At 73.5% G+C, this 24343-nt stretch carries 19 protein-coding genes; 6 read left to right on the top strand and 13 right to left on the bottom strand.

Annotated elements, in window-relative coordinates; genetic code table 11:
* Positions 1-116: 116 nt before the first annotated feature.
* From NF338_RS08495 to NF338_RS08485, 3 genes are all read left to right on the top strand, one after another.
* The gene (locus NF338_RS08495; RefSeq protein WP_264030370.1) at positions 117-1412 is read left to right on the top strand and encodes a thiolase family protein; all 1296 of its coding nucleotides are present in this window, start codon (positions 117-119) and stop codon (positions 1410-1412) included.
* 2 nt (positions 1413-1414) lie between these two features.
* Positions 1415-3580: a 3-hydroxyacyl-CoA dehydrogenase NAD-binding domain-containing protein gene (locus tag NF338_RS08490; RefSeq protein WP_264030369.1), complete on the top strand. Its 2166-nt coding sequence runs from the start codon at positions 1415-1417 to the stop codon at positions 3578-3580.
* 116 nt (positions 3581-3696) lie between these two features.
* Positions 3697-4260 (top strand): hypothetical protein, encoded by a 564-nt coding sequence (locus NF338_RS08485; RefSeq protein ID WP_264030368.1) that lies wholly within the window; start codon positions 3697-3699, stop codon positions 4258-4260.
* A 1-nt stretch (position 4261) separates the two neighbouring features.
* On the opposite strand, the gene NF338_RS08480 is transcribed toward NF338_RS08485, so the two are convergent.
* The 6 genes from NF338_RS08480 to pflB form a co-directional block, all read right to left on the bottom strand.
* The gene (locus NF338_RS08480) at positions 4262-5017 is read right to left on the bottom strand and encodes a PIG-L deacetylase family protein (protein WP_264030367.1); all 756 of its coding nucleotides are present in this window, start codon (positions 5015-5017) and stop codon (positions 4262-4264) included.
* A 59-nt stretch (positions 5018-5076) separates the two neighbouring features.
* On the bottom strand, positions 5077-7335 hold the full coding sequence (locus tag NF338_RS08475; RefSeq protein ID WP_264030366.1) for a DEAD/DEAH box helicase: 2259 nt from the start codon (positions 7333-7335) through the stop codon (positions 5077-5079).
* Positions 7332-7742, bottom strand: a complete 411-nt coding sequence (locus NF338_RS08470; RefSeq protein WP_264030365.1) for a hypothetical protein — start codon at positions 7740-7742, stop codon at positions 7332-7334. The genes NF338_RS08475 and NF338_RS08470 overlap by 4 nt, the downstream gene beginning before the upstream one ends.
* On the bottom strand, positions 7739-8371 hold the full coding sequence (locus tag NF338_RS08465) for a GrpB family protein (RefSeq protein ID WP_264030364.1): 633 nt from the start codon (positions 8369-8371) through the stop codon (positions 7739-7741). The genes NF338_RS08470 and NF338_RS08465 overlap by 4 nt, the downstream gene beginning before the upstream one ends.
* Positions 8372-8503: 132 nt before the next feature.
* Positions 8504-9505 (bottom strand): pyruvate formate-lyase-activating protein, encoded by a 1002-nt coding sequence (gene pflA, locus NF338_RS08460; RefSeq protein WP_264030363.1) that lies wholly within the window; start codon positions 9503-9505, stop codon positions 8504-8506.
* A 20-nt stretch (positions 9506-9525) separates the two neighbouring features.
* Entirely contained in the window at positions 9526-11838 is a 2313-nt protein-coding gene (pflB, locus tag NF338_RS08455; RefSeq protein ID WP_264030362.1) for a formate C-acetyltransferase, read from the bottom strand.
* 380 nt (positions 11839-12218) lie between these two features.
* Here pflB and NF338_RS08450 point away from each other — a divergent pair, with 380 nt between their 5' ends.
* Positions 12219-13316 (top strand): glutamate--cysteine ligase, encoded by a 1098-nt coding sequence (locus tag NF338_RS08450; RefSeq protein ID WP_264030361.1) that lies wholly within the window; start codon positions 12219-12221, stop codon positions 13314-13316.
* Between the two features lie 42 nt (positions 13317-13358).
* On the opposite strand, the gene NF338_RS08445 is transcribed toward NF338_RS08450, so the two are convergent.
* Complete coding sequence (locus tag NF338_RS08445) at positions 13359-14021, bottom strand: HAD family hydrolase (RefSeq protein ID WP_264030360.1); 663 nt, start codon at positions 14019-14021, stop codon at positions 13359-13361.
* Positions 14022-14085: 64 nt separating this feature from the next.
* Complete coding sequence (gene dxs / locus NF338_RS08440; RefSeq protein WP_264030359.1) at positions 14086-15999, bottom strand: 1-deoxy-D-xylulose-5-phosphate synthase; 1914 nt, start codon at positions 15997-15999, stop codon at positions 14086-14088.
* 203 nt (positions 16000-16202) lie between these two features.
* Between dxs and NF338_RS08435 the strand changes: the two genes are divergently transcribed.
* Entirely contained in the window at positions 16203-17654 is a 1452-nt protein-coding gene (locus NF338_RS08435; protein WP_264030358.1) for a GuaB1 family IMP dehydrogenase-related protein, read from the top strand.
* A complete protein-coding gene (locus tag NF338_RS08430; RefSeq protein ID WP_412846496.1) occupies positions 17648-18358 on the top strand; it encodes an NUDIX hydrolase in 711 nt (236 codons plus the stop codon). The genes NF338_RS08435 and NF338_RS08430 overlap by 7 nt, the downstream gene beginning before the upstream one ends.
* A 35-nt stretch (positions 18359-18393) precedes the next feature.
* On the opposite strand, the gene NF338_RS08425 is transcribed toward NF338_RS08430, so the two are convergent.
* From NF338_RS08425 to NF338_RS08405, 5 genes are all read right to left on the bottom strand, one after another.
* The gene (locus tag NF338_RS08425) at positions 18394-18852 is read right to left on the bottom strand and encodes a DUF1801 domain-containing protein (RefSeq protein WP_264030356.1); all 459 of its coding nucleotides are present in this window, start codon (positions 18850-18852) and stop codon (positions 18394-18396) included.
* 21 nt (positions 18853-18873) lie between these two features.
* Positions 18874-19491, bottom strand: coding sequence for a hypothetical protein (locus NF338_RS08420; protein ID WP_264030355.1), 618 nt, complete (start codon positions 19489-19491; stop codon positions 18874-18876).
* Between the two features lie 85 nt (positions 19492-19576).
* On the bottom strand, positions 19577-22327 hold the full coding sequence (acnA, locus tag NF338_RS08415; protein WP_264030354.1) for an aconitate hydratase AcnA: 2751 nt from the start codon (positions 22325-22327) through the stop codon (positions 19577-19579).
* Between the two features lie 208 nt (positions 22328-22535).
* Positions 22536-22802: a hypothetical protein gene (locus NF338_RS08410; protein ID WP_264030353.1), complete on the bottom strand. Its 267-nt coding sequence runs from the start codon at positions 22800-22802 to the stop codon at positions 22536-22538.
* A gap of 100 nt (positions 22803-22902) precedes the next feature.
* On the bottom strand, positions 22903-24291 hold the full coding sequence (locus NF338_RS08405; protein WP_264030352.1) for a class I SAM-dependent RNA methyltransferase: 1389 nt from the start codon (positions 24289-24291) through the stop codon (positions 22903-22905).
* Positions 24292-24343: the final 52 nt, after the last annotated feature.

The raw sequence follows: 24343 nt of genomic DNA, 5'->3' as shown, positions 1-24343 counted from the left end.
AGCATCGGTCTCGTGCTTTACCGATACTCGCGGTAGCGTGTATCGCACGCACGACCCCCGAGCGGTGCCGCTCCCGGACACCGCCGTCCCGACCATCTGCATCGGATGGAGATGCCATGACCGTGGCCAACGAGGCCCCCTCTCCCACCTCGGCACCCACCCAGGCGGCCAGCCAGCGCTCGCGTCACCGCCCCGTGCGCGACGTCGTCTTCGTCGAGGGGGTTCGCAGCCCGTTCGGCAAGGCGCGCCCCGACGGGATCTACGCCGAGACCCGCGCGGACGACCTCGCCGTGAAGACGATCCGCGAGCTCCTGCGTCGCCGCCCCGAGCTGCCCGCCGAGCGCATCGACGAGCTCGCGCTCGCCGCGACGACGCAGACCGGCGACCAGGGCCTCACCCTCGGCCGCAGCGTCGCGGTGCTCGCGGGGCTGCCGAAGTCGGTGCCCGGCTTCGCGATCGACCGCATGTGCGCGGGCGCGATGACGGCGGTCACGACCACCGCGGCGAACGTCGCCGTGGGCGCGCAGGACGTCGTCGTCGCGGGCGGCGTCGAGCACATGGGCCACCACCCCATGGGCGAGGGGTCGGACCCGAACCCGCGGTTCGTCGCCGAGCGCCTCGTCGACTCCTCCGCGCTCGTCATGGGCGCGACGGCCGAGAACCTGCACGACCGGTACCCGCACCTCACCAAGGAGCGTGCCGACGCGTACGCCGTCGCGAGCCAGGCCAAGTACGCCAAGGCCCTCGCGAACGGCGACATCTCCCCCGACCTCGTGCCGGTCGCGACCCGGTCGACCGAGCTCGGATGGGGCCTGGCCACGGCCGACGAGCTGCCGCGCCCCGGCACCACGGTCGACTCGATCCGCGACCTCAAGACCCCGTTCCGCCCCGGCGGCAAGGTCACCGCGGGCAACGCGTCGCCGCTGACCGACGGCGCGACGGCGTGCCTGCTCGCCGCGGGCGACGTCGCCGACGAGCTCGGGCTGCCGGCGCGCATGCGCCTCGTCGCGTACGCGTACGCGGGCGTCGACCCCGAGGTCATGGGCACCGGCCCGGTCCCCGCGACCGAGCGCGCGCTCGCGTCCGCGGGCCTGACGATCGACGACATCGGCCTGTTCGAGATCAACGAGGCGTTCGCGGTCCAGGTGCTCGCGTTCCTCGACCACTTCGGCATCGCGGACGACGACGAGCGCGTCAACCAGTACGGCGGCGCCATCGCCATGGGCCACCCGCTCGCGTCGTCGGGCGTGCGCCTCATGACGCAGCTCGCGCGCCAGTTCGAGCAGCACCCCGAGGTGCGCTACGGCCTGACGACCATGTGCGTCGGCCTCGGCATGGGCGGCACCGTGATCTGGGAGAACCCGCACCACGCCGACTACTCCGGCCACACCTTCGAGACCGCGGAGAACTGACGATGAGCGCACCCACCGACACCCAGACCCCCGCGGCCTCCCAGGACGCGACGAAGGACGCCTCCCGCGGCGAGCGCGTCACGCACTCGCTGGTGCGTGACGTCGCGCTCCCCGGCGGGACGGGCACGCTCGCCCTCGTCACGCTCGACAACGGGCTCGACCACACCAAGCCGACGACGCTCGGCCCCGAGGGCCTCGCCGAGCTGCACGCGGCCCTCGAGACCCTGCGGCGCCGGGCCGCGGACGGCGAGATCATCGCCGTCGCGATCACGGGCAAGCCGTACTTCCTCGCCGCGGGCGCGGACCTCACGCAGGCCGCGGCCGTGCAGGTGCGCGACGACGCGCTCGCCCTCGGGCGGGCCGGGCACGCCGCGTACACGCTGCTCCAGGACATGGGCGTGCCGACGTTCGCGTTCGTCAACGGGGTCGCGCTCGGCGGCGGCCTCGAGGTCGCGCTGAACTGCACGTACCGCACCGTGGCGTCCGACGCGGGCGCGCTCGCGCTGCCCGAGGTCGGCCTGGGCCTGGTCCCCGGCTGGGGCGGCGCCTACCTCGTACCGCGCCTGCTCGGCGTCGAGAAGGCGATGGACGTCATCCTCGCCCGCCCGGCCGCGAACAAGCCGTTCAAGGCGAAGGAGGCGCACGAGATCGGGCTCGTCGACGCGCTCTTCGAGGCGCCCGACTTCCTCGAGTCCTCGCTGCGCTGGGCCGAGGCCGTGCTGCGCGGCGAGATCGTCGTCGAGCGGCGCGAGCTCGACCCGCAGCCCGTGTGGGACGCCGTCGTCGCCGGGACGCGCCAGCGCCTCGACGCCGTGGTCGCCGGCTCGCGTCCCGCGCCGTACCGCGCGCTCGACCTCGTCGCGGCCGCGCGCACCGCGTCGCGCGAGGAGGCGTTCGCCGCCGAGGACGAGGCCCTCGCGGACCTCATCATGAGCGACGAGATGCGCGCGAGCGTCTACGCGTTCCAGCTCGTCTCGAAGGGCAAGCGGCCCCAGGGCGCGCCCGACGCGAAGCTCGCCCGCCCGGTCACCCGCGTGGGGATCGTCGGCGCCGGGCTCATGGCGGCGCAGATCGCGCTGCTGTTCGCCCAGCGCCTCCAGGTGCCGGTCGTCATGCGCGACCTCGACCAGGAGCGCGTCGACAAGGGCCTCGGCTACGTCCGCGCGACGGTCGAGAAGCTCGTCGGCTCGGGCCGCATGTCCGCGGACACGGGCGCGCGCATCGTCGGCTCGGTCCACGGCACGACCGAGCTCGGCGACTTCGCGGGCTGCGACGTCGTCATCGAGGCGGTCACGGAGATCCTCGGGCTCAAGAAGAAGGTCTTCGCCGAGCTCGAGGGCGTCCTGTCGCCCGAGGCCGTGCTGCTGACCAACACGTCCGCGCTGTCGATCACCGAGATGGCGGCCGACCTCCGGCACCCCGAGCGCGTCGTCGGGATGCACTTCTTCAACCCCGTCGCCCAGATGCCGCTCGTCGAGATCATCCAGGCGGCGAAGACCGACGACGCCGCGCTCGCCACGGCGTTCGCCATGACGAAGAAGCTCCGCAAGACGGCGGTGCTCGTCGCCGACCGCCCCGGCTTCGTCGTCAACCGCCTGCTCATCCTGCTCATGGGCAAGATCGTCGAGGCGGTCGAGAACGGCACGTCGGTCGAGGTCGCGGACCGCGCCGGCGCACCGCTCGGGCTACCGATGCCGCCGTTCGCGCTGTTCGACCTCGTCGGCCCGGCCGTCGGCCTGCACGTCCTCACGTCGTTGCGCGAGGACCTGGGCGAGCGGTTCCCCGAGTCCCCCGGTCTCCAGCGCATCGTCGACGAGCAGATCCCCGTCGTCCTCGACGCGCCAAAGAGCCTGCCCAAGCCCGTCGACCCGGCGATCCAGGCCGTGTTCGGCTCGGGCGAGGCTGGCGGTCCGGGGGCGCTCGACGAGGCGGGCGTCCTCGACTCCGTGCTCACGGCGCTCACGCACGAGATCGGGCTCATGCTCGACGAGGGCGTGGTCGCGAGCCCGTCGCAGATCGACCTGTGCATGATCCTCGGTGCCGGGTGGGGCTTCCACCTCGGCGGCATCACGCCGTACCTCGACCGCACGGGCTACAGCGAGAAGGTCCTGGGCCGCCGGTTCCTGCCCGACGGCGTCGCGAACGTCCCGGCGGCGGCGCGCGTCTGACCGACCGCGGTCGGATCTCGGGCCGCGAGCGCCCTCCCGTGGTCGTACGACGACCGCGCGGAGGTTCCGCTCGCGGCCCGATCCGTCGCCCTCGCCTGCTCCGTAGCGTCGTGGGCATGACGAACAGCACCCCCGCCACCGACCTCCCCCTGACCACGACCCCGCGCGGCACGACCGAGCGCCGGATGCTCGGCGCCCTCACGCTGGCCGCCGGTGCCGCGCTCCTGCTCTCTGCGTGCGGCAGCATCGGCGAGGCGGTCGCGGAGAATCGGGCCGGCCACACCAAGACCTACGAGTTCGCGACGGGCGAGACCGGCAAGGCCGAGGGCGTCCTGCCCGACTGGGTGCCCGACTCCGCCACCGACGTGCGCGAGGTGGTCCGCACGACGGGCGACGAGCGGATCCTCACGATGACGGCCGACCTCGGCGCCCTGCCCGAGAGCTGCACGCCGGTCTCGGCGGAGCACCCGCTGGAGCCTCGACCCGAGCGCGGCGACCTGACCGCGGCGGACTTCCGCACGGCGGCGACGCTCAGGGCGTCGTGGTGGGAGGAGGGCACGGAGCAGGGCGCCACCGCGATGTGCGGGAAGTGGTGGGTCGGCGCGCGGGACGGCAGGCTCTACGGGTTCGCGCCCGAGCTCAAGGTCGTCGAGGTCGAGGAGCAGCCGGACCCGGCCTGAGTCAGTCCTCCCAGCCCATGCGCAGGACCTCGAAGGCGACCGCGTGAGTGACACCCATGCGGTCGCCCGTGGGCACGCTCATGGACGCGAGGAACGCGGCCGGGTCGAAGTCCGCCCAGCCGAGGCCGTCGAGATAGGCGGCGTGCGCGCGCAGGGACGCGACCCCCGCGTCGAACGTCGCGCTCACGTCGACGCCGTGCGCGCCGTCGGGCGAGGCCGCGACCCAGACCTGGCGCACGCCACCCCAGGGCTCGACCCCGTCCGTCTCGACCTGCTCGCGGAACACCCACCGGTTCCCCGCGTCGCGCACGGCGTCCACGACGGCCCGTCCCGTCGCGATGTGGTCCGCCTGGTTGAGCATCCCGCCCGGGAACGTCTCGCGGTAGTTCCCGGTGATCACGACGTCCGGCCGGTGGCGCCGGATCGCGCCCGCGATCGCCCGCCGCAGCGGCAGGCCGTACTCGAGCACGCCGTCGGGCAGCCCGAGGAACTCGACCTCCTCGACGCCGACGATCCGCCCGGACTCGACCTGCTCCGCCTCGCGGACGCGTCGTGCCTCGTCGGGGTCCATGCCGTCGATGCCGGCCTCGCCGCTCGTGACCATGCAGTACACGACCCGCTTGCCCTGGCCCGTCCACCGGGCGACCGCCGCGGCGGCGCCGAACTCCATGTCGTCGGGATGGGCGACGACGGCGAGCGCCGTGGACCAGTCCTCGGGCAGCGGGGTGAGCGGGGGCAGGGCGTCCGGAGCGGTCATGACGCCACGCTATGCCGCGCCACGCCAGCGGGCGCGCCGACCGGGTGCACGGCGCCGCGTCATCGCTCGACCGGTTCGTCCTCCCCGACGGCGTCGCCGGCGTCGACGGCGGGCGCATCCTCGACGGACGTGACTGCCGGGTCGACGAACAGCCGGGCACGCTCGGCGTCGACGACCGCGCGCGCGAGCGACGCCTCGGACACGTCGACCGCGCCCGCGACCTCCTCGGCGAGCGCGCTGCGGCGCGCGTACGCGTCGAACAGCCGCGCCTTCGTCCCGAGCAGGCGCACGAGGTGCTCGTCGACGCTGTCGACCGTGAGCAGGCGGTGCACCTGGACCGTCTCGACCTGACCCATGCGGTGGGCGCGGGCGACGGCCTGCGCCTCGGTCGTGGGCTTGGTCTGGGGCTCGCACAGGATCACGACGGAGGCGGCCTGGATGTTGAGGCCCACTCCCCCGACATCGATCTGGCTCACGAGCACGCGCGGGGTCTCGGCCGCCGTGAAGTCGTCGACGATCGTCTGGCGCGTCCGGGCGGGCACCGAGCCGGTCAGCGGAGCGAGCGCGAGGTCGCCGAGCGCGCGCACGACGGCGTCGACCACGTCCCGGAAGTACGAGAACACCACGACCTTGCGCCCGTTGTCGGCCGCCTCGCGCGCGAGCTCCACGAGCCGGCGCAGCTTCGCCGAGTCCTCGGGGTGGTCGACCGCGAACGCCGCCCGCCGCATCGCCATGAACGACCCTGCCGCGACGGCCTCGCGGTACGCCGCGCCGTCGACCACACCGAGCCGCTCCCACTCGTCGACCTGCACGAGCTCGGGCAACTCCTCGAGCACGTCCTCGGCGTTGCGCCGCAGGTAGGCGGGCGCCACGGCGTGCCGGAACGCGTCGGGGCCCGCCGCGCCGTGCGCGGCGTCGAGACTCCCGGCGAGCTCGGGCTGGAGGTAGCCGAGCAGGGTGCGGAACTCGTCGACCCGGTTCTCCATCGGCGTCCCGGTGAGGAGCAGGACGTGCTGCGACCTGTCCGCGAGCGCCGCGACGGCGACCGAGCGCTTCGCGAGCGGGTTCTTCACGTAGTGCGCCTCGTCCACGACGAGCACCGCGGGGCCGACGGACCCGGCCGTCGCGAAGGCCTCGGTCCCGACGCGACGCAGGCCCGCGAACGTCACGACCGCGACGCCGCCGGTCGCGCGCCACGCCTCGGCGGCCTCGTCGCGATCCTCGCCGTGCACGGCGTGGACCGGGAGGCCCGCGTGCGCGCGCAGCTCGCGCACCCAGTTCTCCAGGACGCTCGCGGGGCACACGACGAGCGCGTGCGTCGCGCCGCGCGCGAGGAGGTGCGCGACGACGGCGATCGCCTGCACGGTCTTGCCGAGCCCCATCTCATCGCCGAGGACGACGCGCCGCTGCGCGAGCGCGAAGCGCGCCCCGAACGCCTGGTACCCGCGCAGCGACACCCGCAGCAGGGTCTCGTCGAGCGCCTGCGTCTGCACGCGGTCCACGAGCTCCGCGGGCAGGTGGCCCGCCGCGGCGGCGACGTCGCGCCCGGTGGGGGCGACGCCGTCGAGCAGCGCGTAGTACGCCGCGGACCGGCGCCGGAAGTCCGCCCAGGCGTCGTAGGGGCGCGCAGGCTCCGCGAGGAGCGCGGTGACGCGGCGGGCCTCCTCGACCAGCCCCGTCTCCCGGGCCTGCTCCGCGATCCCGGCGAGCGTCGCCACCGCCGCGAACGCCCGACGGCGCCGCTCGCCCCACGCGAGCAGGCGGCGCGGCCCGCTCGCCGCGATGAGCGCGTCGTCGCGCACGCGTTCGTGCTCCGCGAGCGCGGCGCGCACCTGGTCGCCGTACCGGGCGAGGGCGTCGTCGGCCTGGTCGAGCGTGTGCAGCGCCTGGACGAGCGCGGTCGCGACCGGGTCCGTCGGCGTGAGGTCGATCCGGAAGCGCAGGCTCTCGCGCGCCGCGCGCGCGACCTGCTCGGCGGCGGCGAGCAGGTGCGTCGCGGTCTGCGGCCCGATGTCGGGGAGCTTCTCCAGGCCGTCGCGCCCGAGCCGCGCGACCTCCCCGACCGTCCGCACGCCCGCGTCCGCGAGCGCCCCGAGCCGCAGCCGCTCGCGCGTGACGTCGCGCAGCGACGCGACGTCCACCGTGTCGAGCCGCGCGAGGACCTTCTCCTCGCGACTGTCGCCGAACGCCGCGCGCACCTGCTCACGAGCCGTCCCCGGCGCGGCGGAGAGCGCCGCGAGCAGCGCGGCGAGGGCGTCCGCCTCCGCGACGACCGCCCGTGCGGAAGCGACGTCGGGCCGTGCGTCGGGAGCTGTCATCCCAGCAGGATGACGACGCGCGCGGTGTGCTCGACGTCGTCGACGAACACCCCGACCGGGAGCGGTGTCGGGGAACCCTCGCGCTCGGACTGCACGACCAGAGAGACACGATCCTCCGGGTCGTGGACGCGCACCCTGTCGTCGGGCGTGTCGATGCTCGTCCCGACGAGGCGCACGAGTCCGGAGGTCGGGTCGCCGTCCGCGTCATGGACGTCGTGGACCTCCACCTCGACAGGCCCGTCGACCGCGGGACGGACCCGCACGAGGACGGAACCGTCCTCGATGTCGTACGCCTGCCGCTCCGGGTCCCACTCCTGGTGGCTCGCCTCGCTGGCAGGGTCCTCGACGACGAGCACACCGTGGTGCAGGTAGGCCGAGAGCCCACCGAGAAGGGAGGCGCTGGTCATCGGTGACCTTTCTCCGCGTCGGCGCGCTCGGCGAACCAATGCTCCATCCGGCCCTGCGCCGCGTCGAGGAACGCCGTCTTGTCGCGCGTGTAGTCGTCGTAGTCGTCGGCGTCTGCGTGCCGCGCGGCGAGGCTCCGCTTGGTCGCCTCGTAGGCCGCGGCCTCGGTAGGGACGGCGCGCAGCCAGTCGCGGAACGCGACGACGTACGCGGCGAACGGCGAGTCGAGGCGTCGGACGTGCAGGATGACGGGCGGATCGCCCTCGCCACCGGCGCGGGTGAGCAGGCGCTTGGCGTAGAGCTCCGGGGCGGGGTCGGCGCCCGGGCGCGGGATGTCCCGGTACACGCCGGGCGAGTCGGGGCGCGCCCCGCGCTCGATCGAGAACCCGAGCGGCCCGAGCGCCGCCTCCAGCACCGCCTCGGAGGGCAGCGGTGCGACGCGCACCTGGAGGTCGATGATCGGCTTCGCCGCGAGCCCGGGCACTGCCGTGGACCCGATGTGCTCGACGACGACCGGGCCTGTGCCGTCGGGGCTCGCGAGGTCGGCGAGCGCGCCGGCGACGCGCTCCGTCCACCGCCTCCCGGCGTCGGTCCATCGGGGGTCGTGGATGTCGACGGTCGCTGCGGGCACCCGTGAACCCTACGACCCGGCCCCGCCTCGGGAGCGCAGGCCCACCGAGACGTGAGAAGTGGCCCCGGGACCACGGCGGTCCGGGGCCACTTCTCGGGTCTCGGCGAGCGGGCGCTCGTCGGCAGGTCGGGGTCAGTACGTCGTCAGGCCGTGGGCGCGGAACTGGTCGCGCACGCGCTCGGTGAGCTCGGCTGACGGAGCGGGCGTGTCGTCGAGCTCGTAGGTGCGCCCGAGGGCGTCCCACTTGTCGCGGCCCATCTGGTGGAAGGGCAGCACCTCGACGCGTGTCACCGTGCCGGGGCGGATCGCGTTGAGCGAGGCCGCGTATTCCGCGACCTTCTCCACGTTGTCCACGTCGTCGGTGAGGCCCGGGACGAGGACGAAGCGCACCCACACCTCGGGCGCGTGGCCGGTGAGGCCGCGCTCGGCGATCCGTCGTCCGAACCTCAGGGTCGGCTCGAGGTCGCGGCTCGTGACCTTCTTGTAGGTGTCGGGGTCGCCCGACTTCACGTCGAGCAGCACGAGATCCGTGTCGTCGAGCATCGCGTCGGTCGCGTTCGCGCCGAGGAAGCCCGACGTGTCGAGCGCGGTGTGCACGTCCATCGCCTTGGCGCCGCGCAGCACGCGGGCCGCGAACGCGGGCTGCATGAGCACCTCGCCGCCGGAGAGCGTGAGGCCCCCGTGCGTGGCCCGGAAGACCGGCAGGTAGCGCTTGACCCGCCCCAGGAGCTCGTCCGCCGTGACGGGCCGACCGTCCTTCATGGCGAACGTGTCGGGGTTGTGGCAGTACAGGCACCGCAGCGGGCACCCGTTGAGGAACACCGTGAGCCGGGTCCCCGGGCCGTCCACGGCGGTGACGAGCTCCCAGGAGTGGACCGAGCCGAGCTCGCCCGCGCGCATCGCCGCGAGCTTGTCGGCCCGGTCCACGTCCACGACCGTCAGCCCGTCCAGGCCCGCGCCCGCCCGACGGGCGTGGCCCACGGGCGTGCCCGACGCCGCGGGCTCGGCCGCGGAGGTCGGGACGCCCGGGACGTCGAGGCGCGTGGCGTCGTCGGGCAGGGTGCCCCCGGCGACGCCGCACCCGCGCGCCGCGCCGGGTCGGCGGGCGGTGGGGCCGGGAAGGGTGACGGTCATGGCTGGCTCCTCAGCGCTCGTCAGAGCGCGCCGTGGAAGGTGCGCGAGAGCACGTCGAGCTGCTGCTCGCGCGTGAGGCGGACGAAGTTCACCGCGTACCCGGACACGCGGATCGTCAGCTGCGGGTAGTTCTCCGGGTGGTCCATGGCGTCCAGGAGCGTCTCGCGGTTCAGCACGTTGACGTTCATGTGGTAGCCCTCGGACCCGATGTAGGCGTCCAGGAGGCCGGCGAGGTTCGTGACCTGCTCCTCCTTGGTGCGCCCGAGGCCGCTCGGCACGACCGTGTTGGTCAGCGAGATGCCGTCCTGCGCCTCGTCGTACGGCAGCTTGGCCACCGAGAGCGCGGAGGCGAGCATGCCGTGCGTGTCGCGCCCGTTCATCGGGTTGGCGCCCGGGGCGAACGGCTCGCCGGCGCGGCGGCCGTCGGGCGTGTTGCCCGTCGCCTTGCCGTACACGACGTTCGACGTGATCGTCAGGACCGACTGCGTCGGCACCGCGTCGCGGTAGGTCGGGTGCGTGCGCACCTTCGCCATGAACCGCTCGACGAGGTCGACGGCGATCGCGTCGGCCCGGTCGTCGTCGTTGCCGTACGTGGGGTACTCGCCCTCGGTCACGTAGTCGACGACGAGGCCGCGCTCGTCGCGCACGACGGAGACCTTCGCGTGCTTGATCGCCGACAGCGAGTCCGCCGCGACGGACAGGCCGGCGATGCCGCACGCCATGGTCCGCAGCACGTCCTTGTCGTGCAGCGCCATCTCGATGCGCTCGTACGCGTACTTGTCGTGCGACCAGTGGATGCAGTTGAGCGCCTCGACATAGGTCTCGGCCAGCCAGTCCATCGTCGCGTCGAACTTCGCCATGACGTCGTCGAAGTCGAGCACGTCGCCCTCGACGGGCGCCGCCACGGGCGAGACCTGCTTGCCCGAGATCTCGTCGCGCCCGCCGTTGATCGCGTAGAGCAGCGTCTTGGCGAGGTTCACGCGCGCGCCGAAGAACTGCATCTGCTTGCCGACGCGCATCGGGGACACGCAGCACGCGATCGCCGCGTCGTCGCCCCAGTGCTGGCGGATGAGCTCGTCCGACTCGTACTGGACGGCCGAGGTGTCGATCGAGACCTGCGCGCAGTAGTCCTTGAACCCCTGCGGCAGCTCGGGGCTCCAGAAGACCGTCATGTTCGGCTCGGGGGCCGGGCCGAGGTTGTAGAGCGTCTGGAGGAACCGGAACGAGTTCTTCGTGACGAGCGGGCGCCCGTCCTCGCCCATGCCGCCGATCGTCTCGGTGACCCAGGTCGGGTCGCCGGAGAACAGCGCGTCGTACTCGGGCGTGCGCAGGAACCGCACGATGCGCAGCTTGATGACGAAGTCGTCGATGATCTCCTGCGCCTCGGACTCCGTGATGCGGCCCGCCTCGAGGTCGCGGTCGATGAACACGTCGAGGAACGTCGAGGTGCGCCCGAGCGACATCGCGGCGCCGTTCTGCTCCTTCACCGCGGCGAGGTAGGCGAAGTAGAGCCACTGCACGGCCTCGCGCGCCGACGTCGCCGGGCCGGAGATGTCGTAGCCGTACTCGGCCGCCATCTCCTTGAGCTCGCCGAGCGCGCGGATCTGCTCTGCGTGCTCCTCGCGCTCGCGCACGACCTTCTCGCTGAACGGCTGCGTGTCGAGACCGAGCTTGTCGAGCTTCTTCGCGGCGATCAGCGCGTCCACCCCGTAGAGCGCGACGCGGCGGTAGTCGCCGATGATCCGGCCGCGGCCGTAGGCGTCGGGCAGGCCCGTGATGATGTGCGAGCTGCGGGCCGCGCGCACGTTCGGCGGGTAGACGTCGAACACGCCCTGGTTGTGGGTCTTGCGGTACTCGGTGAAGACCTTCTTCAGGGTCTCGTCGACCTCGTAGCCGTAGGTCTGCAGCGCGCCCTCGACCATGCGCCAGCCGCCGTTCGGCATGATCGCGCGCTTGAGCGGCGCGTCGGTCTGGAGTCCGACGATGACCTCGTGCGCCTTGTCGATGTAGCCGGGCGCGTGCGCCGTGATCCCCGCGGGCGTGTGGGGGTCGACGTCGTAGATCCCCATCTCGCGCTCCTCGGGGAACATCGCGGACAGCGTGTCCCAGATCCCCGTCGTGCGCTCCGTGGGCCCGGCGAGGAACGACGCGTCGCCCGTGTACGGGCGGTAGTTGCGCTGGATGAAGTCGCGCACGTCGACCGTGTCGCGCCACGGGCCGTCGGTGAAGCCCTCCCACGCGGGGACGTGCGCGGTGTCGTGCTGCGAGTCGACGCCGCCCTCCACCGCACGGCCGCCGCTCGTCGTGCCGGGTGCCTCGGAAACGCTGGTCATCTGGACCTCCCTCGTGCCTGACGCGCGGGTCCGCGCGCCGGCCGGACCCGTCGGTCTCGTGGGGGCCTCGGGTGGAGGCCCTCGGTCGAGGTTCCGACGGGCTCCTTCGCCACCTCCAGGCTAGGTTCACGGGGCGCCGCGCGGAGGGGTTTCGGGCCGCCCGGGGACCTAGGTCCCGACCCGGGCGGGACCCCGCGGGAACCGCGACATCCCGCGGCTTTCTCGCCTCCCACCACCCACCGCGACCATCTCTTGTGATGACCTTCACAAGCCCTTAGAAGCCGGTGATGGCCACGGCAGCGCGCGCCCGTGACGCACGACACGGACGCATGTCACACCCTCGCCGGACGTGCTTCCGGCTTCCGTGTGAGACTGCCCGGGTGAAGCGCACCGTAGGGGTCGAGGAAGAGTTCTTGCTCGTCGGCGACGACGGCCACCCGGTCGCCCGGGCCGCGGAGGCCCTGGAGGCGTCGGGCACCGACGAGAAGGGCGGCGGGACCGGCTCGCTCGAGTCGGAGTTCATGGAGGAGCAGCTCGAGACCGCGACCCACCCGCGGCGCGAGCTCGACGACCTCGCGACGGAGATCCGCGCGGGCCGGCAGCGCGCCCAGGAGGCGGCGGACCGCGTCGGCGCCCGGGTCGCCGCGCTCTCCACCTCGCCCCTGCCCTTCGAGGGCACCACCGTCTCCCGCCTGCGCTACCTCGAGGCCCGCGCCGCGTTCGGGCTCACGGCGCGCGAGCAGCTCACGAGCGGGTGCCACGTGCACGTCGCCGTCGCGGACGACACCGAGGGGGTCGCCGTCCTCGACCGCATCGGGCCGTGGCTCTCCACGCTCCTCGCGCTGAGCACCAACTCCCCGTTCTGGCAGGGCCAGGACAGCGGGTACGCGAGCTTTCGGTCCCAGGTCTGGTCCCGCTGGCCGACATCGGGGCCGACCCGGGCGTTCGGCACGCCCGAGGCGTACCGGGAGGCGGTCGACGGGCTCGTCGCGACCGGCACGATCCTCGACGAGAACATGGTCTACTTCGACGCCCGGCTGTCCTCGCGCTACCCCACGGTCGAGATCCGCGTCGCCGACGTGTGCCTCGACCCCGACACGGCGACGCTCCTCGCGGCCCTCAGCCGCGGCCTCGTCGAGACGGCGGCGCGCGAGGCCGCGGACGGCGCCGCGCCCCCGGAGCTCCGCCCGGAGATCCTGCGGACCGCGTCATGGCGCGCCGGGCGCTCGGGCCTCGAGGAGGACCTGGTCTCGCCGCTCACGTGGCGCCCCGCCCCGGCGCACGACGTCGTCGGGCTGCTCGTCGCGCACGTGCGGGACGCGCTCGTCGACGCGGGCGACCTCGACGCCGTGACGGAGCTGCTCGGACGCCTCTGGTCCGGCGGGAACGGTGCCCAGCGCCAGCGCGCCTGGCACGCGGCGTCCGGCGGAGACCTGCGGGCCGTCGTCGAGCAGGCCGTGGAGGTCACGCACTCCTGACGCCCCGGGCACCGGCGCACCGCTGACAGGACGCGCTGCGCGCTACGGCGCGGTGAGGGCCGCCTCGCGGGCGCGGGCGACGACGTCGTGCACGGTCGGTCCCAGGACGTCCGGCCGCGGACCGTCCGCCCACGCGCGCCCGTGGGAGACCCATCCGGTGCGGGTGCCGGCGGCCCGGCCCGCAGCGACGTCGGCGTGCGCCGCGTCTCCGATCATCCAGACCTCGGCACGGTCCACGTCGGTCGCACCGACGCGCTCCAGCGCGATCTCGAGGAGCCGCGGGTCCGGCTTGTCGACGCCCTCCTCGCCGGACACGACGACGGCGTCGACGTGCGCCCCGACCCCGCAGCGGGCGAGCTTGCCGCGCTGCTGCGCGGACGTCCCGTTCGTCACAACGACGACCACGTCGCCGTCGGCGCGCAGCGCGTCGAGCAGGTCGAGCACGCCGTCGTACGCGCGGACGTGGTCGAGGATGCCGGCGCGGAAGCGGTCGACCGCGGCGGGCAGGTCCTCGTCCCAGCCGAGGCGGTCGACGATGACGCGTGCCACCTCCGTCTTGACCGCGAACCCGCCCTGGTCGGCGGCGACGATCGCGGCGAGGTCGGAGGCGTCACGCCCGGCGCGCGCGACGGCGTCGGCCGCCCAGGCGGCGAACGCGGCGTCGCGGCCGACGAGCGTGTTGTCGAGGTCGAGGAGCCAGATCACGCCTGGACCCTAGCCCGGACGACCCGCGCGGCGCCGAGGCGTCCGCGGCGGGCGTCCGGGACGGTCAGCCGCGCGCGAGCGCCGCGAGCGCGTCCAGCACGTCGCGCGCGACGTCGGCCGGTGTGAGCCGGTACGCCGAGGCCACCTGGTCCCGGGTCGCGTGGTCGAGGAACTGCGCGGGCAGGCCGAGCGCGTGCACCGGTGTGCGGACGCCGCCCTCGAGCGAGCGCTGCGCGAGGAGCGCGCCCACGCCGCCGTCCGCGACGCCGTCCTCGACGCTCACGACGAGGTCGTGCTCGCCCGCGAGCTTGACGAGCGCGCTCGGCATCGGCAGGACCCACGTCGGGGACGCGACGGTCACGTCGACGCCGTGGGCCGTGAGCGACTCCGCCGCGTCGAGCGCGACGCGCGCCATGGACCCGGGGCCGACGAGCAGGACCCGAGCGCGGGGTGCCGCGCCCTGCGGGGCGGTCCTCGGCGCCTCGCCCGGCACGGCGAGCAGGTCCACGCCGTCCACGGTGTCGACGGCGGGCAGCGGGTCCCCGAGCGCCCCCTTGGGGTAGCGCACGACCGTCGGCGCGTCGTCCACGTCCACGGCCTCGCGCAGCGCCGTCCGCAGCGTCTCCTCGTCGCGCGGCGCGGCGAGCCGCAGGCCGGGCACGATGCGCAGCATCGCCATGTCCCACATGCCGTTGTGGCTCGCGCCGTCGTCGCCCGTGATGCCGGCACGGTCGAGCACGAACGTCACGCCGGCCTTGTGCAGGGCGACGTCCATGAGGACCTGGTCGAACGCGCGGTTGAGGAACGTCGCGTAGACGGCGACGACGGGGTGCAGGCCCGCGAACGCCATGCCCGCGGCGGACGTGGCGGCGTGCTGCTCGGCGATCCCGACGTCGAACGTGCGCTCGGGGAACGCCTGCGCGAACGGCTTGAGCCCCACGGGCTCGAGCATCGCCGCGGTGATCGCGACGACGTCGGACCGGCGGCGCCCGATCTGCACGATCTCGTCCGCGAAGACGCTCGTCCAGCCGAACCGCGACGGCGCGACCGGCAGACCGGTCTCGGGGTGGATCTTCCCGACGGCGTGGAAGCGGTCGGCGACGTCCTGCTCGGCGGGCGTGTACCCGCGGCCCTTCTCGGTGATGGTGTGCACGATCACGGGCGCGCCGTACGCCTTGGCCCGGCGCAGCGCGTGCTCCATGGCCTCGACGTCGTGCCCGTCGACCGGGCCGACGTACTTGATGCCGAGGTCCTCGAACATCCCCTGCGGGGCGACGACGTCCTTGAGCCCCTTCTTCAGGCCGTGCAGCCACTCGTAGGCGAACCGACCCGGCGCGCCGGACCGGTTGAGCGTGCGCTTGCCCCACTGCAGGAAGCTCTCGTAGCCGTGCGTGGTGCGCAGCGTCGACAGGTGGTGCGCGAGCCCGCCGATGGTCGGCGAGTAGGAGCGGCCGTTGTCGTTGACGACGACGACGAGGCGCCGGTCCTGGCTCTCCGCGATGTTGTTCAGTGCCTCCCAGGCCATGCCGCCCGTGAGGGCACCGTCGCCGATGACCGCGACGACGTGCCGGTCGGTGAGGCCGCGCACGACGTTCGCCTTCGCGATGCCGTCGCCCCAGGAGAGCGCGGTCGACGCGTGCGAGTTCTCGACGACGTCGTGGTCGGACTCGGCGCGCGACGGGTAGCCGGACAGGCCGCCCTGCTTGCGCAGCGCCGAGAAGTCCTGGCGCCCCGTGAGGAGCTTGTGCACGTAGGACTGGTGGCCCGTGTCGAACACGAACGTGTCGGTCGGCGACGAGAACACGCGGTGCATCGCGATCGTGAGCTCGACGACCCCGAGGTTCGGGCCGAGGTGCCCGCCGGTGCGCGAGACCGAGTCGACGAGGAACGCACGGATCTCGCCGGCGAGCTCCCGCGCCTGCTCGAGGGTCAGCCGTTGCACGTCCTCGGGCGAGGTGATCGTGCCAAGCAGGCTCATGCAGATGCTCCGTTCCGTTCCCGTGCGACCAGCCCGACAACTCTAGGCCGTCCGGGCAGGTGACCTGCGCAGCGGTGCGCGGGGCGACGGGACCTTCACGTCATTGACGCACACTCCGGCGCCGGACGCACGGACCACCCGGGCGTGGAAGGTCACTTCCGCCCTGCGGACATCGGAGGGGCGCGACCTCGTAGGATGGGGGCATGCGCTTCCTGCCCGGACAGACCCCTGCGACCGACCTCACGTACGGCGACGTCTTCCTCGTGCCGTCGCGTTCCGAGGTCGCCTCGCGCTTCGACGTCGACCTCTCCTCCGCGGACGGGACGGGGACCACGATCCCCGTCGTCGTCGCGAACATGACCGCCGTCGCGGGCCGCCGCATGGCGGAGACGGTCTCGCGCCGCGGCGGCGTCGCGATCATCCCGCAGGACGTGCCGACCGACGTCGTCGCCGACGTGGTCGCCGACGTGAAGTCCAAGGACCCCGTCATCGAGACGCCCGTGGTCGTCGGCCCGCACGACACGGTCCACACGGCCCTCACCCTCATCGGCAAGCGCTCGCACGGCGCCGCGGTGGTCGTGGACGACGGGCGGCCCGTGGGCGTGGTCACGGAGGCCGACTGCGCCGACGTCGACCGGTTCACCCAGGTCCACCAGGTCATGACGACCCACCCCCTGGTCCTCGACGCGTCCGTCCTCGACGGCGGCCGCGCCGGGCTCGAGGCGGCCTACGACCAGCTCCACACCGCGCGCCTCAAGGTCGCGCCCGTGACGCGCGACGGGGCCCTCGTCGGCGTCCTCACGCGCAAGGGCGCCCTGCGCTCGTCCGTCTACGCGCCCGCGCTCGACGCAGCGGGCCGCCTGCGGGTCGGTGCCGCGGTCGGCATCAACGGCGACGTCGCGGCCAAGGCCAAGGAGCTCCTGGCGGCCGGCGTCGACGTGCTCGTCGTCGACACGGCGCACGGCCACCAGGCCAAGATGCTCCAGGCGCTCGACGCCGTCCGCTCGGTCGGCCCGGACGTCCCCGTGGTCGCGGGCAACGTCGTCACAGCCGACGGCGTGCGCGACCTCGTCGCCGCGGGCGCCGACATCGTCAAGGTGGGCGTCGGCCCGGGCGCGATGTGCACGACCCGCATGATGACCGCCGTCGGGCGCCCGCAGTTCTCCGCCGTCCTCGAGTGCGCCGCCGCAGCGCGCGAGCTCGGCAAGCACGTGTGGGCCGACGGCGGTGTGCGCCACCCCCGCGACGTCGCCCTCGCGCTCGCCGCGGGTGCCTCGCAGGTGATGATCGGCTCGTGGTTCGCGGGCACGTACGAGTCCCCCGGCGACCTGCACGACGACGGCACCGGCCGGCTCTACAAGGAGAGCTTCGGCATGGCGTCGGCACGCGCCGTGGCCGCGCGCACCGCGGGCGGCTCCCCGTTCGACCGCGCGCGCAAGGCGCTCTACGAGGAGGGCATCAGCTCGGGGCGCATGTTCCTCGACCCGCAGCGCCCGGGCGTCGAGGACCTCCTCGACCAGATCACGTCGGGGCTGCGCAGCTCCGCGACCTACGCGGGGGCGTCGAGCCTCGCGGAGTTCGCCGACCGCGCCGTCGTCGGGATCCAGTCCGCCGCGGGCTACGAGGAGGGCCGCCCGCTCCCGGTGAGCTGGTGACCACGGCACCGCAGGGCCCTCACGGGCCCGCGCGCGAGCAGCTCGCCGCGCTCGCGCGCGACGGCGGCGCCTGGCCCGAACCGTGGCGGCACGCCGTCGGTGCCCTGCGTGACGACGCCCGCGGGGCCGCCGTGCTCCTGCTCTTCGGCGCGCTCGACCGCGTCCCCGCCGAGCACGCGGCGGTCTCGGTGCCGCGAGACCTCGACGTGCTCCTCCTCGCGCGGGCCGCGACGCTCGGCCACCACCCCGGTCAGGTCGCCTTCCCCGGAGGGCGGCTCGAGCCCGAGGACGACGGCCCGGTCGGCGCCGCGCTGCGCGAGGCCGAGGAGGAGACGGGGCTCGAGCCCGACGGCGTCGACGTGCTCGGCACGCTCGGCGAGCTGCCCGTGCCGGTGAGCAACCACCTCGTGACCCCGGTCCTCGCGTGGTGGTCGCGCCCCACGCCCGTCCGCGCGGTCGACGCGGCCGAGTCCGCGCACGTCTTCCGCGTCCCCGTCGCCGACCTCCTCGACCCCGAGCGGCGGCGCACGGTGACGGTCCGGCGCGACCGCCGGGTGCACAAGAGCCCCGGGTTCCTCGTCGAGGCGGACGGGCGCGAGCACCTCGTCTGGGGGTTCACGGGCGGGATCCTCGACGCGTTGTTCGACCGGCTCGGCTGGACGGAGCCCTGGGACCGGACCCGCACGCTCGACGCCCCGCTCTGACCCCACCGCGCGGTCGCGTCACGGTGCGGTCGCGGTCAGGAGGGATCCTGCGCCGACGGGCCGGAGAGCCTGCGGCCGAACTCGCGGTCGCCCGTGAGGGTCGCGTAGGAGCGGTGCACGACCTCCTCCAGGACGCCGAGGTCGACGGCGTCGAGGTCCTTGACGTAGACGCAGCCCTTGCCGACGGCGTGCGGGCCCAGGCGGTCCAGCAGCGCGGCGTGGGCGTCGACGCCGTCCATGAGGTACACGGTCGTCGCCGCCTTGCGCGGCGAGAAGCCCGCCGCAGCCATGTCGCCCTCGCGACCGCTCGCGTAGCGGTAGTGGTACGTGCCGAACCCGACGATCGACGGGCCCCACATCCGCGGCGGCTCCCCTGTGACCCGACCCATCAGCTCGACGAGTCGTTGCGCGTCACGTCGCCGGACCGGATTCTCGACCGACGCGACGAACGCCTCGACGTAGTCCTCCGTAGGTCCGGTCTTGTTCTCCACCATGGAACCAGTGTGGGGCAGCCCTCAGCCCTGCGGCGGCAGGACGTAGACCGTCTCGTACGAGTGGACCACGCCGTTCACATCACCGACGCTCGTGATCGTGTAAGGGCTGAGGTTCAGCGTGTCACCCGCGTAGAGCGGCGTCAGGTACGCCTCGTTCGTCGGGTCGACCGAGTGCACGCTTCCCCGGCGGACGGCGTTCAGCGCCTCGAGGGCGTACGGGCCGAGGCAGAGCCGTCCGGCGATCGCGTCCCGGAAGTCCCCGGCCGCCACGACGTACGACGCGGGGGTGCCGTCAGCGGCCAGGCTCACCGTCCCGTTCGCGCCCGCTCGAGGCCCGTGGTCGACCATGCCCTCGTACATGCTGACGTCGAGCGGCTCATCGTTGTTCACGATGTCGCTCGCGCTCCGACACTCCGGCGCCGTGCCGGAAGGGGGCTCGGCGCTCGCCGTAGCGGGAGGGGGCGCAGTGCTCGGTTCCGTCGCGGGAGCGGACGCGACGCTCGGCTCCGGATCGACGCTCGACTGCGTCGTGCCGGGGGTCTCGGCAGCATCCGGTGCCGGGGCGGTGCAGCCGGTGAGCGCTGCGCACGTGAGCACGACGATGAGCGCTGCGGGGGCCGGCGCCGTCCGTGTCGGCATGAGCGCACGATAGCGAGCCCGGTGCCGAGAACGCCAACGCCCCGTCCGGCCGGAGCCGGACGGGGCGCCGTCCCTCGCGCGGTGCTCAGACGAGCGAGCGCAGCACGTACTGCAGGATGCCGCCGTTGCGGTAGTAGTCCGCCTCGCCGGGGGTGTCGATGCGGACGACCGCGTCGAACTCGACGCTCGTGCCGTCGGCCTTGGTCGCCGCGACCTGCACGGTCGAGGGCGTGGAGCCGTCGTTCAGCGCCGTGATGCCGGCGATGTCGAAGGTCTCGGTCCCGTCGAGGCCGAGCGACCCGGCGCTCTCGCCCGCCGGGAACTGCAGCGGCAGGACGCCCATGCCGATGAGGTTCGAGCGGTGGATGCGCTCGAAGCTCTCGGTGATGACGGCCTTGACGCCCAGGAGCGCCGTGCCCTTGGCCGCCCAGTCGCGCGACGAGCCGGAGCCGTACTCCTTGCCGCCCAGGATGACGAGCGGCGTGCCCTGCGCGGCGTAGTCCTGCGCGGCGTCGTAGATCGTGTCCTGCGCGCCCTTGACGAAGTTGAAGGTGTAGCCACCCTCGACGTTCTCGAGGAGCTGGTTGCGCAGGCGGATGTTCGCGAACGTTCCGCGGATCATGACCTCGTGGTTCCCGCGGCGCGAGCCGTAGGAGTTGAAGTCGCGACGCGCGACGCCGTGCTCGGCGAGGTACTTCCCGGCCGGCGAGTCCACCTTGATGGCGCCCGCGGGGCTGATGTGGTCGGTCGTGACCGAGTCGCCGAGCTTCGCGAGCACGCGCGCACCGGAGATGTCCGTGACCGGCGACGGCTCCATGCCCATGCCCTCGAAGTACGGGGGCTTGCGCACGTAGGTCGACTCGGCGTCCCACGCGAACGTGTCGCCCTCGGGCGTCTCGAGCGCGCGCCACCGGTCGTCGCCGGTGAAGACGTCCGCGTAGTCCTTGGTGAACATGTCGCGGTCGATCGACGCGTCGATCGTCGCCTGGACCTCGTCCGGCGTGGGCCAGATGTCGCGCAGGAAGATCGGGTGGCCCGCCTCGTCACGGCCCAGCGGGTCGTGGTCGAAGTCGAACTCCATGGTGCCCGCGAGCGCGTACGCGATGACCAGCGGCGGGGACGCGAGGTAGTTCATCTTCACGTCGGGGTTGATGCGGCCCTCGAAGTTGCGGTTGCCGGACAGGACCGACACCACGGCGAGGTCGTGCTCGTTGACCGCCTCGGAGATCTTCTCGTCGAGCGGGCCCGAGTTGCCGATGCACGTCGCGCAGCCGTAGCCCACGAGGTGGAAGCCGAGCTTCTCGAGGTACGGCCACAGGCCGGCCTTCTCGTAGTAGTTCGTCACGACCTGCGAGCCCGGGGCCATCGAGGTCTTGACCCACGGCTTGGCTGCGAGGCCCTTCTCGACCGCCTTCTTCGCGAGGAGCGCGGCGGCGAGCATGACCGACGGGTTCGACGTGTTGGTGCAGCTCGTGATCGAGGCGATCGCGACGGCGCCGTGGAACAGGTCGAAGGTCTTGCCGTCCGTGTCCGTCACGCTCACGGTCTTGCGGCCGTTGGGCGTGATCGCGGGCGAGTCGGACGCCGGGAACGACTCCTTCTCCGCCTCGTCGACGAGGTCGCGAACCTCGGGCGCGTAGGTCGGCAGGTCGCGCTCGAACGCCGACTTGGCGTTCGACAGCTCGATGCGGTCCTGCGGGCGCTTGGGGCCGGCGATCGACGGGACCACCGTCGAGAGGTCGAGCTCGAGGTACTCCGAGAACACCGGCTCGACGTAGCTGTCCGACTCCGGGTCGAGCCACAGGCCCTGCTCCTTGGCGTACGCCTCGACGAGCGCGAGCTGCTCGTCGCTGCGGCCCGTGAGGCGCAGGTAGTCGATCGTCACGCCGTCGATCGGGAAGATCGCGGCCGTCGAGCCGAACTCGGGGCTCATGTTGCCGATCGTGGCGCGGTTCGCGAGCGGCACCTGGGCCACGCCCGCGCCGTAGAACTCGACGAACTTCCCGACGACGCCGTGCTGGCGCAGCATCTGGGTGATGGTGAGCACGACGTCGGTCGCGGTGACGCCCGCGGGGATCGAGCCGTTGAGCTTGAAGCCGACGACGCGCGGGATGAGCATCGAGACGGGCTGGCCGAGCATGGCCGCCTCGGCCTCGATGCCGCCGACGCCCCAGCCGAGCACGCCGAGGCCGTTGACCATCGTCGTGTGCGAGTCGGTGCCGACGCACGTGTCGGGGTACGCGCGCAGGGTGCCACCCACCTCGCGCGTCATGATCGTGCGCGCCAGGAACTCGATGTTCACCTGGTGCACGATGCCGGTGCCCGGGGGGACGACCTTGAAGTCGTCGAACGCCGTCTGGCCCCAGCGCAGGAACTGGTAGCGCTCGTGGTTGCGCTGGTACTCGAACTCGACGTTGCGCTCGAACGCGTCCGCGCGGCCCGCGACGTCGATCTGCACCGAGTGGTCGATGACCATCTCGGCCGGCGCGAGCGGGTTGATGCGCGACGGGTCGCCGCCGAGCTCCGCGACGGCCTCACGCATGGTGGCGAGGTCGACGACGCACGGCACGCCCGTGAAGTCCTGCATGATCACGCGCGCGGGCGTGAACTGGATCTCGGTGTCGGGCTGCGCGTCCGGGTCCCAGGACGCGAGCGCGCGGACGTGGTCCGCGGTGATGTTGGCGCCGTCCTCCGTGCGCAGGAGGTTCTCGGCGAGGATCTTCAGGCTGTACGGGAGGCGCTCGACACCCTCGACGGCGGACAGGCGGAAGATCTCGTACGAGTTCTCACCGACCTCCAGCGTTCCCTTCGACCCGAACGTGTCGACGCTGCTCACTCGTAGCTCCTTCGTGGCGAGACGGTGGCACGGATGCCATGGTTCAGGGGGCTTCGCCCAGCCTACGCCGGGCCGGCGCGCCGCTCAGGACGGGTCCGGAGGACCGCCCTGGCGGTGGTCGGCGGCTCGTCCACGACCCGCTGCGACCTGCACCGCGACCAGCATACCCCATATATCTTGACGTCAAGATATATGGCCGTCCCGACCGTCAGAGGTCGCAGTCGCACAGCAGGTTGAGCTCGACGACCTGCTCCCCCTCGGCGGGGCGCGCCCACGCCTCCGCCTCGGCGCGCGACGCGAAGCTCCGCCCGGCGAGCCGCCCGTTCGGCAGCAGGACGCCGACGCCGACGACGTCACGCACGTCGTCGGACGCGGGGAACGCCTGTTCCACCACCGTCACCGTCCCGCTCGCCGCTGTCTCGCTCGCCGTGGTCCCGTCCGTCGTGGTCCCGCTCGTCGTGCTGGTGCTCGTCACGTCCCCACCGTCCCGCCCGTCCGACCGTCTCCCCCATCGTCCTCCCGGCACGCGCCGGGGCGCACCCGGGCTCGCGCAAGGCCGAGCGCGCCCGCGGGCGTCAACGCGTGAGGACGGCGACCGCCTCGACGTGGTGCGTCATCGGGAAGAGATCGAACGCGCGCAGGGACGCGAGCCCGTAGCCGTGGCCGGCGAGGTAGGAGACGTCGCGCGCGAGCGCGGCCGGGTCGCACGCGACGTACACGACCCGGGACGGCTGCCGGGACGCGATCGCCTCGACCACGGCGCGTCCGGCACCGACGCGCGGCGGGTCGAGGACGACGACGTCCGCGCCGGTCGGGTCGTCGGCGAGCACCTGCTCGACGGGGCCGTGGTGCAGCTCCACCCGGTCGAGCCCGTGCGCGTTGCGGCGCGCGTCGCGCACGGCCCGCTCGTCGCCCTCCACGGCGACCACCGAGCCGGTCGCCCCGACGGCCGCCGCCAGGGGCGAGGTGAACAGCCCGGCACCCGCGTAGAGGTCGAGGACGCGCGCGCCGTCGACGTCCCCCACGCCGTCGAGCACCGCCCGCGTCAGCGTCGCCGGCGCCTCGCGGTGCACCTGCCAGAACCCGCCCGCCGCGACGCGGTACTCGTGCTGCTGGTCGCCGAGGACGACGCGCTCCGTCACGCTGCGGCGCGCGTTGGGGCGCTGGTCGGGCGACCCCGACCGCCACGGCTCACCGTCCACGAGGAGCACCGGCGCCGTGCCGACGGGGGCGACGAGCTCGATCCGCGTGCCCGGACGCCAGGTGCGCGTGAAGACCTTCTCGCGCGCCGCGAGCTCCGCGACGTCCTCGGTGGCGAGCGGCATGCCGTCCAGCGCGACGACGTCGTGCGACCGGAAGCGGTGCATGCCCGCGCGGCCCGTACCGTCGGCGACGAGGTCGACGCGCGTCCGGTAGCCGAGGCCGCCGCGCTCGGCGTCGCCGGGCAGACCTTCGACCTCTACTTGAGGGTCAAGGTCGTCGAGGTCGACCTTCCCGAGCCGGCGGAGCTGCTCGGCCAGCACGTCCCGCTTCCAGCGACGCTGTGCGTCGAGCGCGACGTGCGCGAGCTCGCCGCCGCCGACGCCCCCGGGACCGGCTTCCGGCCACACGGACTGGACCCGGTCGGGCGACGCCTCGAGGATCTCGACGGCGTCCGCACGCCAGAACTTCGCGGCGTCCCCGCCCTCCGTGACACGGGCGCGCACCCGCTCCCCAGGCAGGGTGTGCCGCACGAAGACGACGCGCCCGTCGTACCGCGCGACGCAGTGGCCGCCGTGCGCGACCGGGCCGACCTCGAGCTCGACCTCGACCTCAGGTCGAGGGTCGACACGGGCGGACTGACGGGTCGGGCGTCCGCCCTGGCGGCGGGTCGTGCGGCGCCCGCCGCGTGCGGCGCGACCGTCCGCGAAGGGGTCGGACGGTCGGTCGGAGGGCACGGCGGGACCACGCGAGGAGGACGGCATCCCTCTAGTATCCCGGACACGGCCCGGCCCACCCGCCGTGGGCGTGCGAAGG

It is taken from the genome of Cellulosimicrobium sp. SH8 (assembly GCF_025818875.1).
Taxonomy (GTDB): domain Bacteria; phylum Actinomycetota; class Actinomycetes; order Actinomycetales; family Cellulomonadaceae; genus Cellulosimicrobium; species Cellulosimicrobium cellulans_D.
Note: the sequence above shows the minus strand (reverse complement) of the source record. Positions and strands in the feature narration are given on the sequence as shown.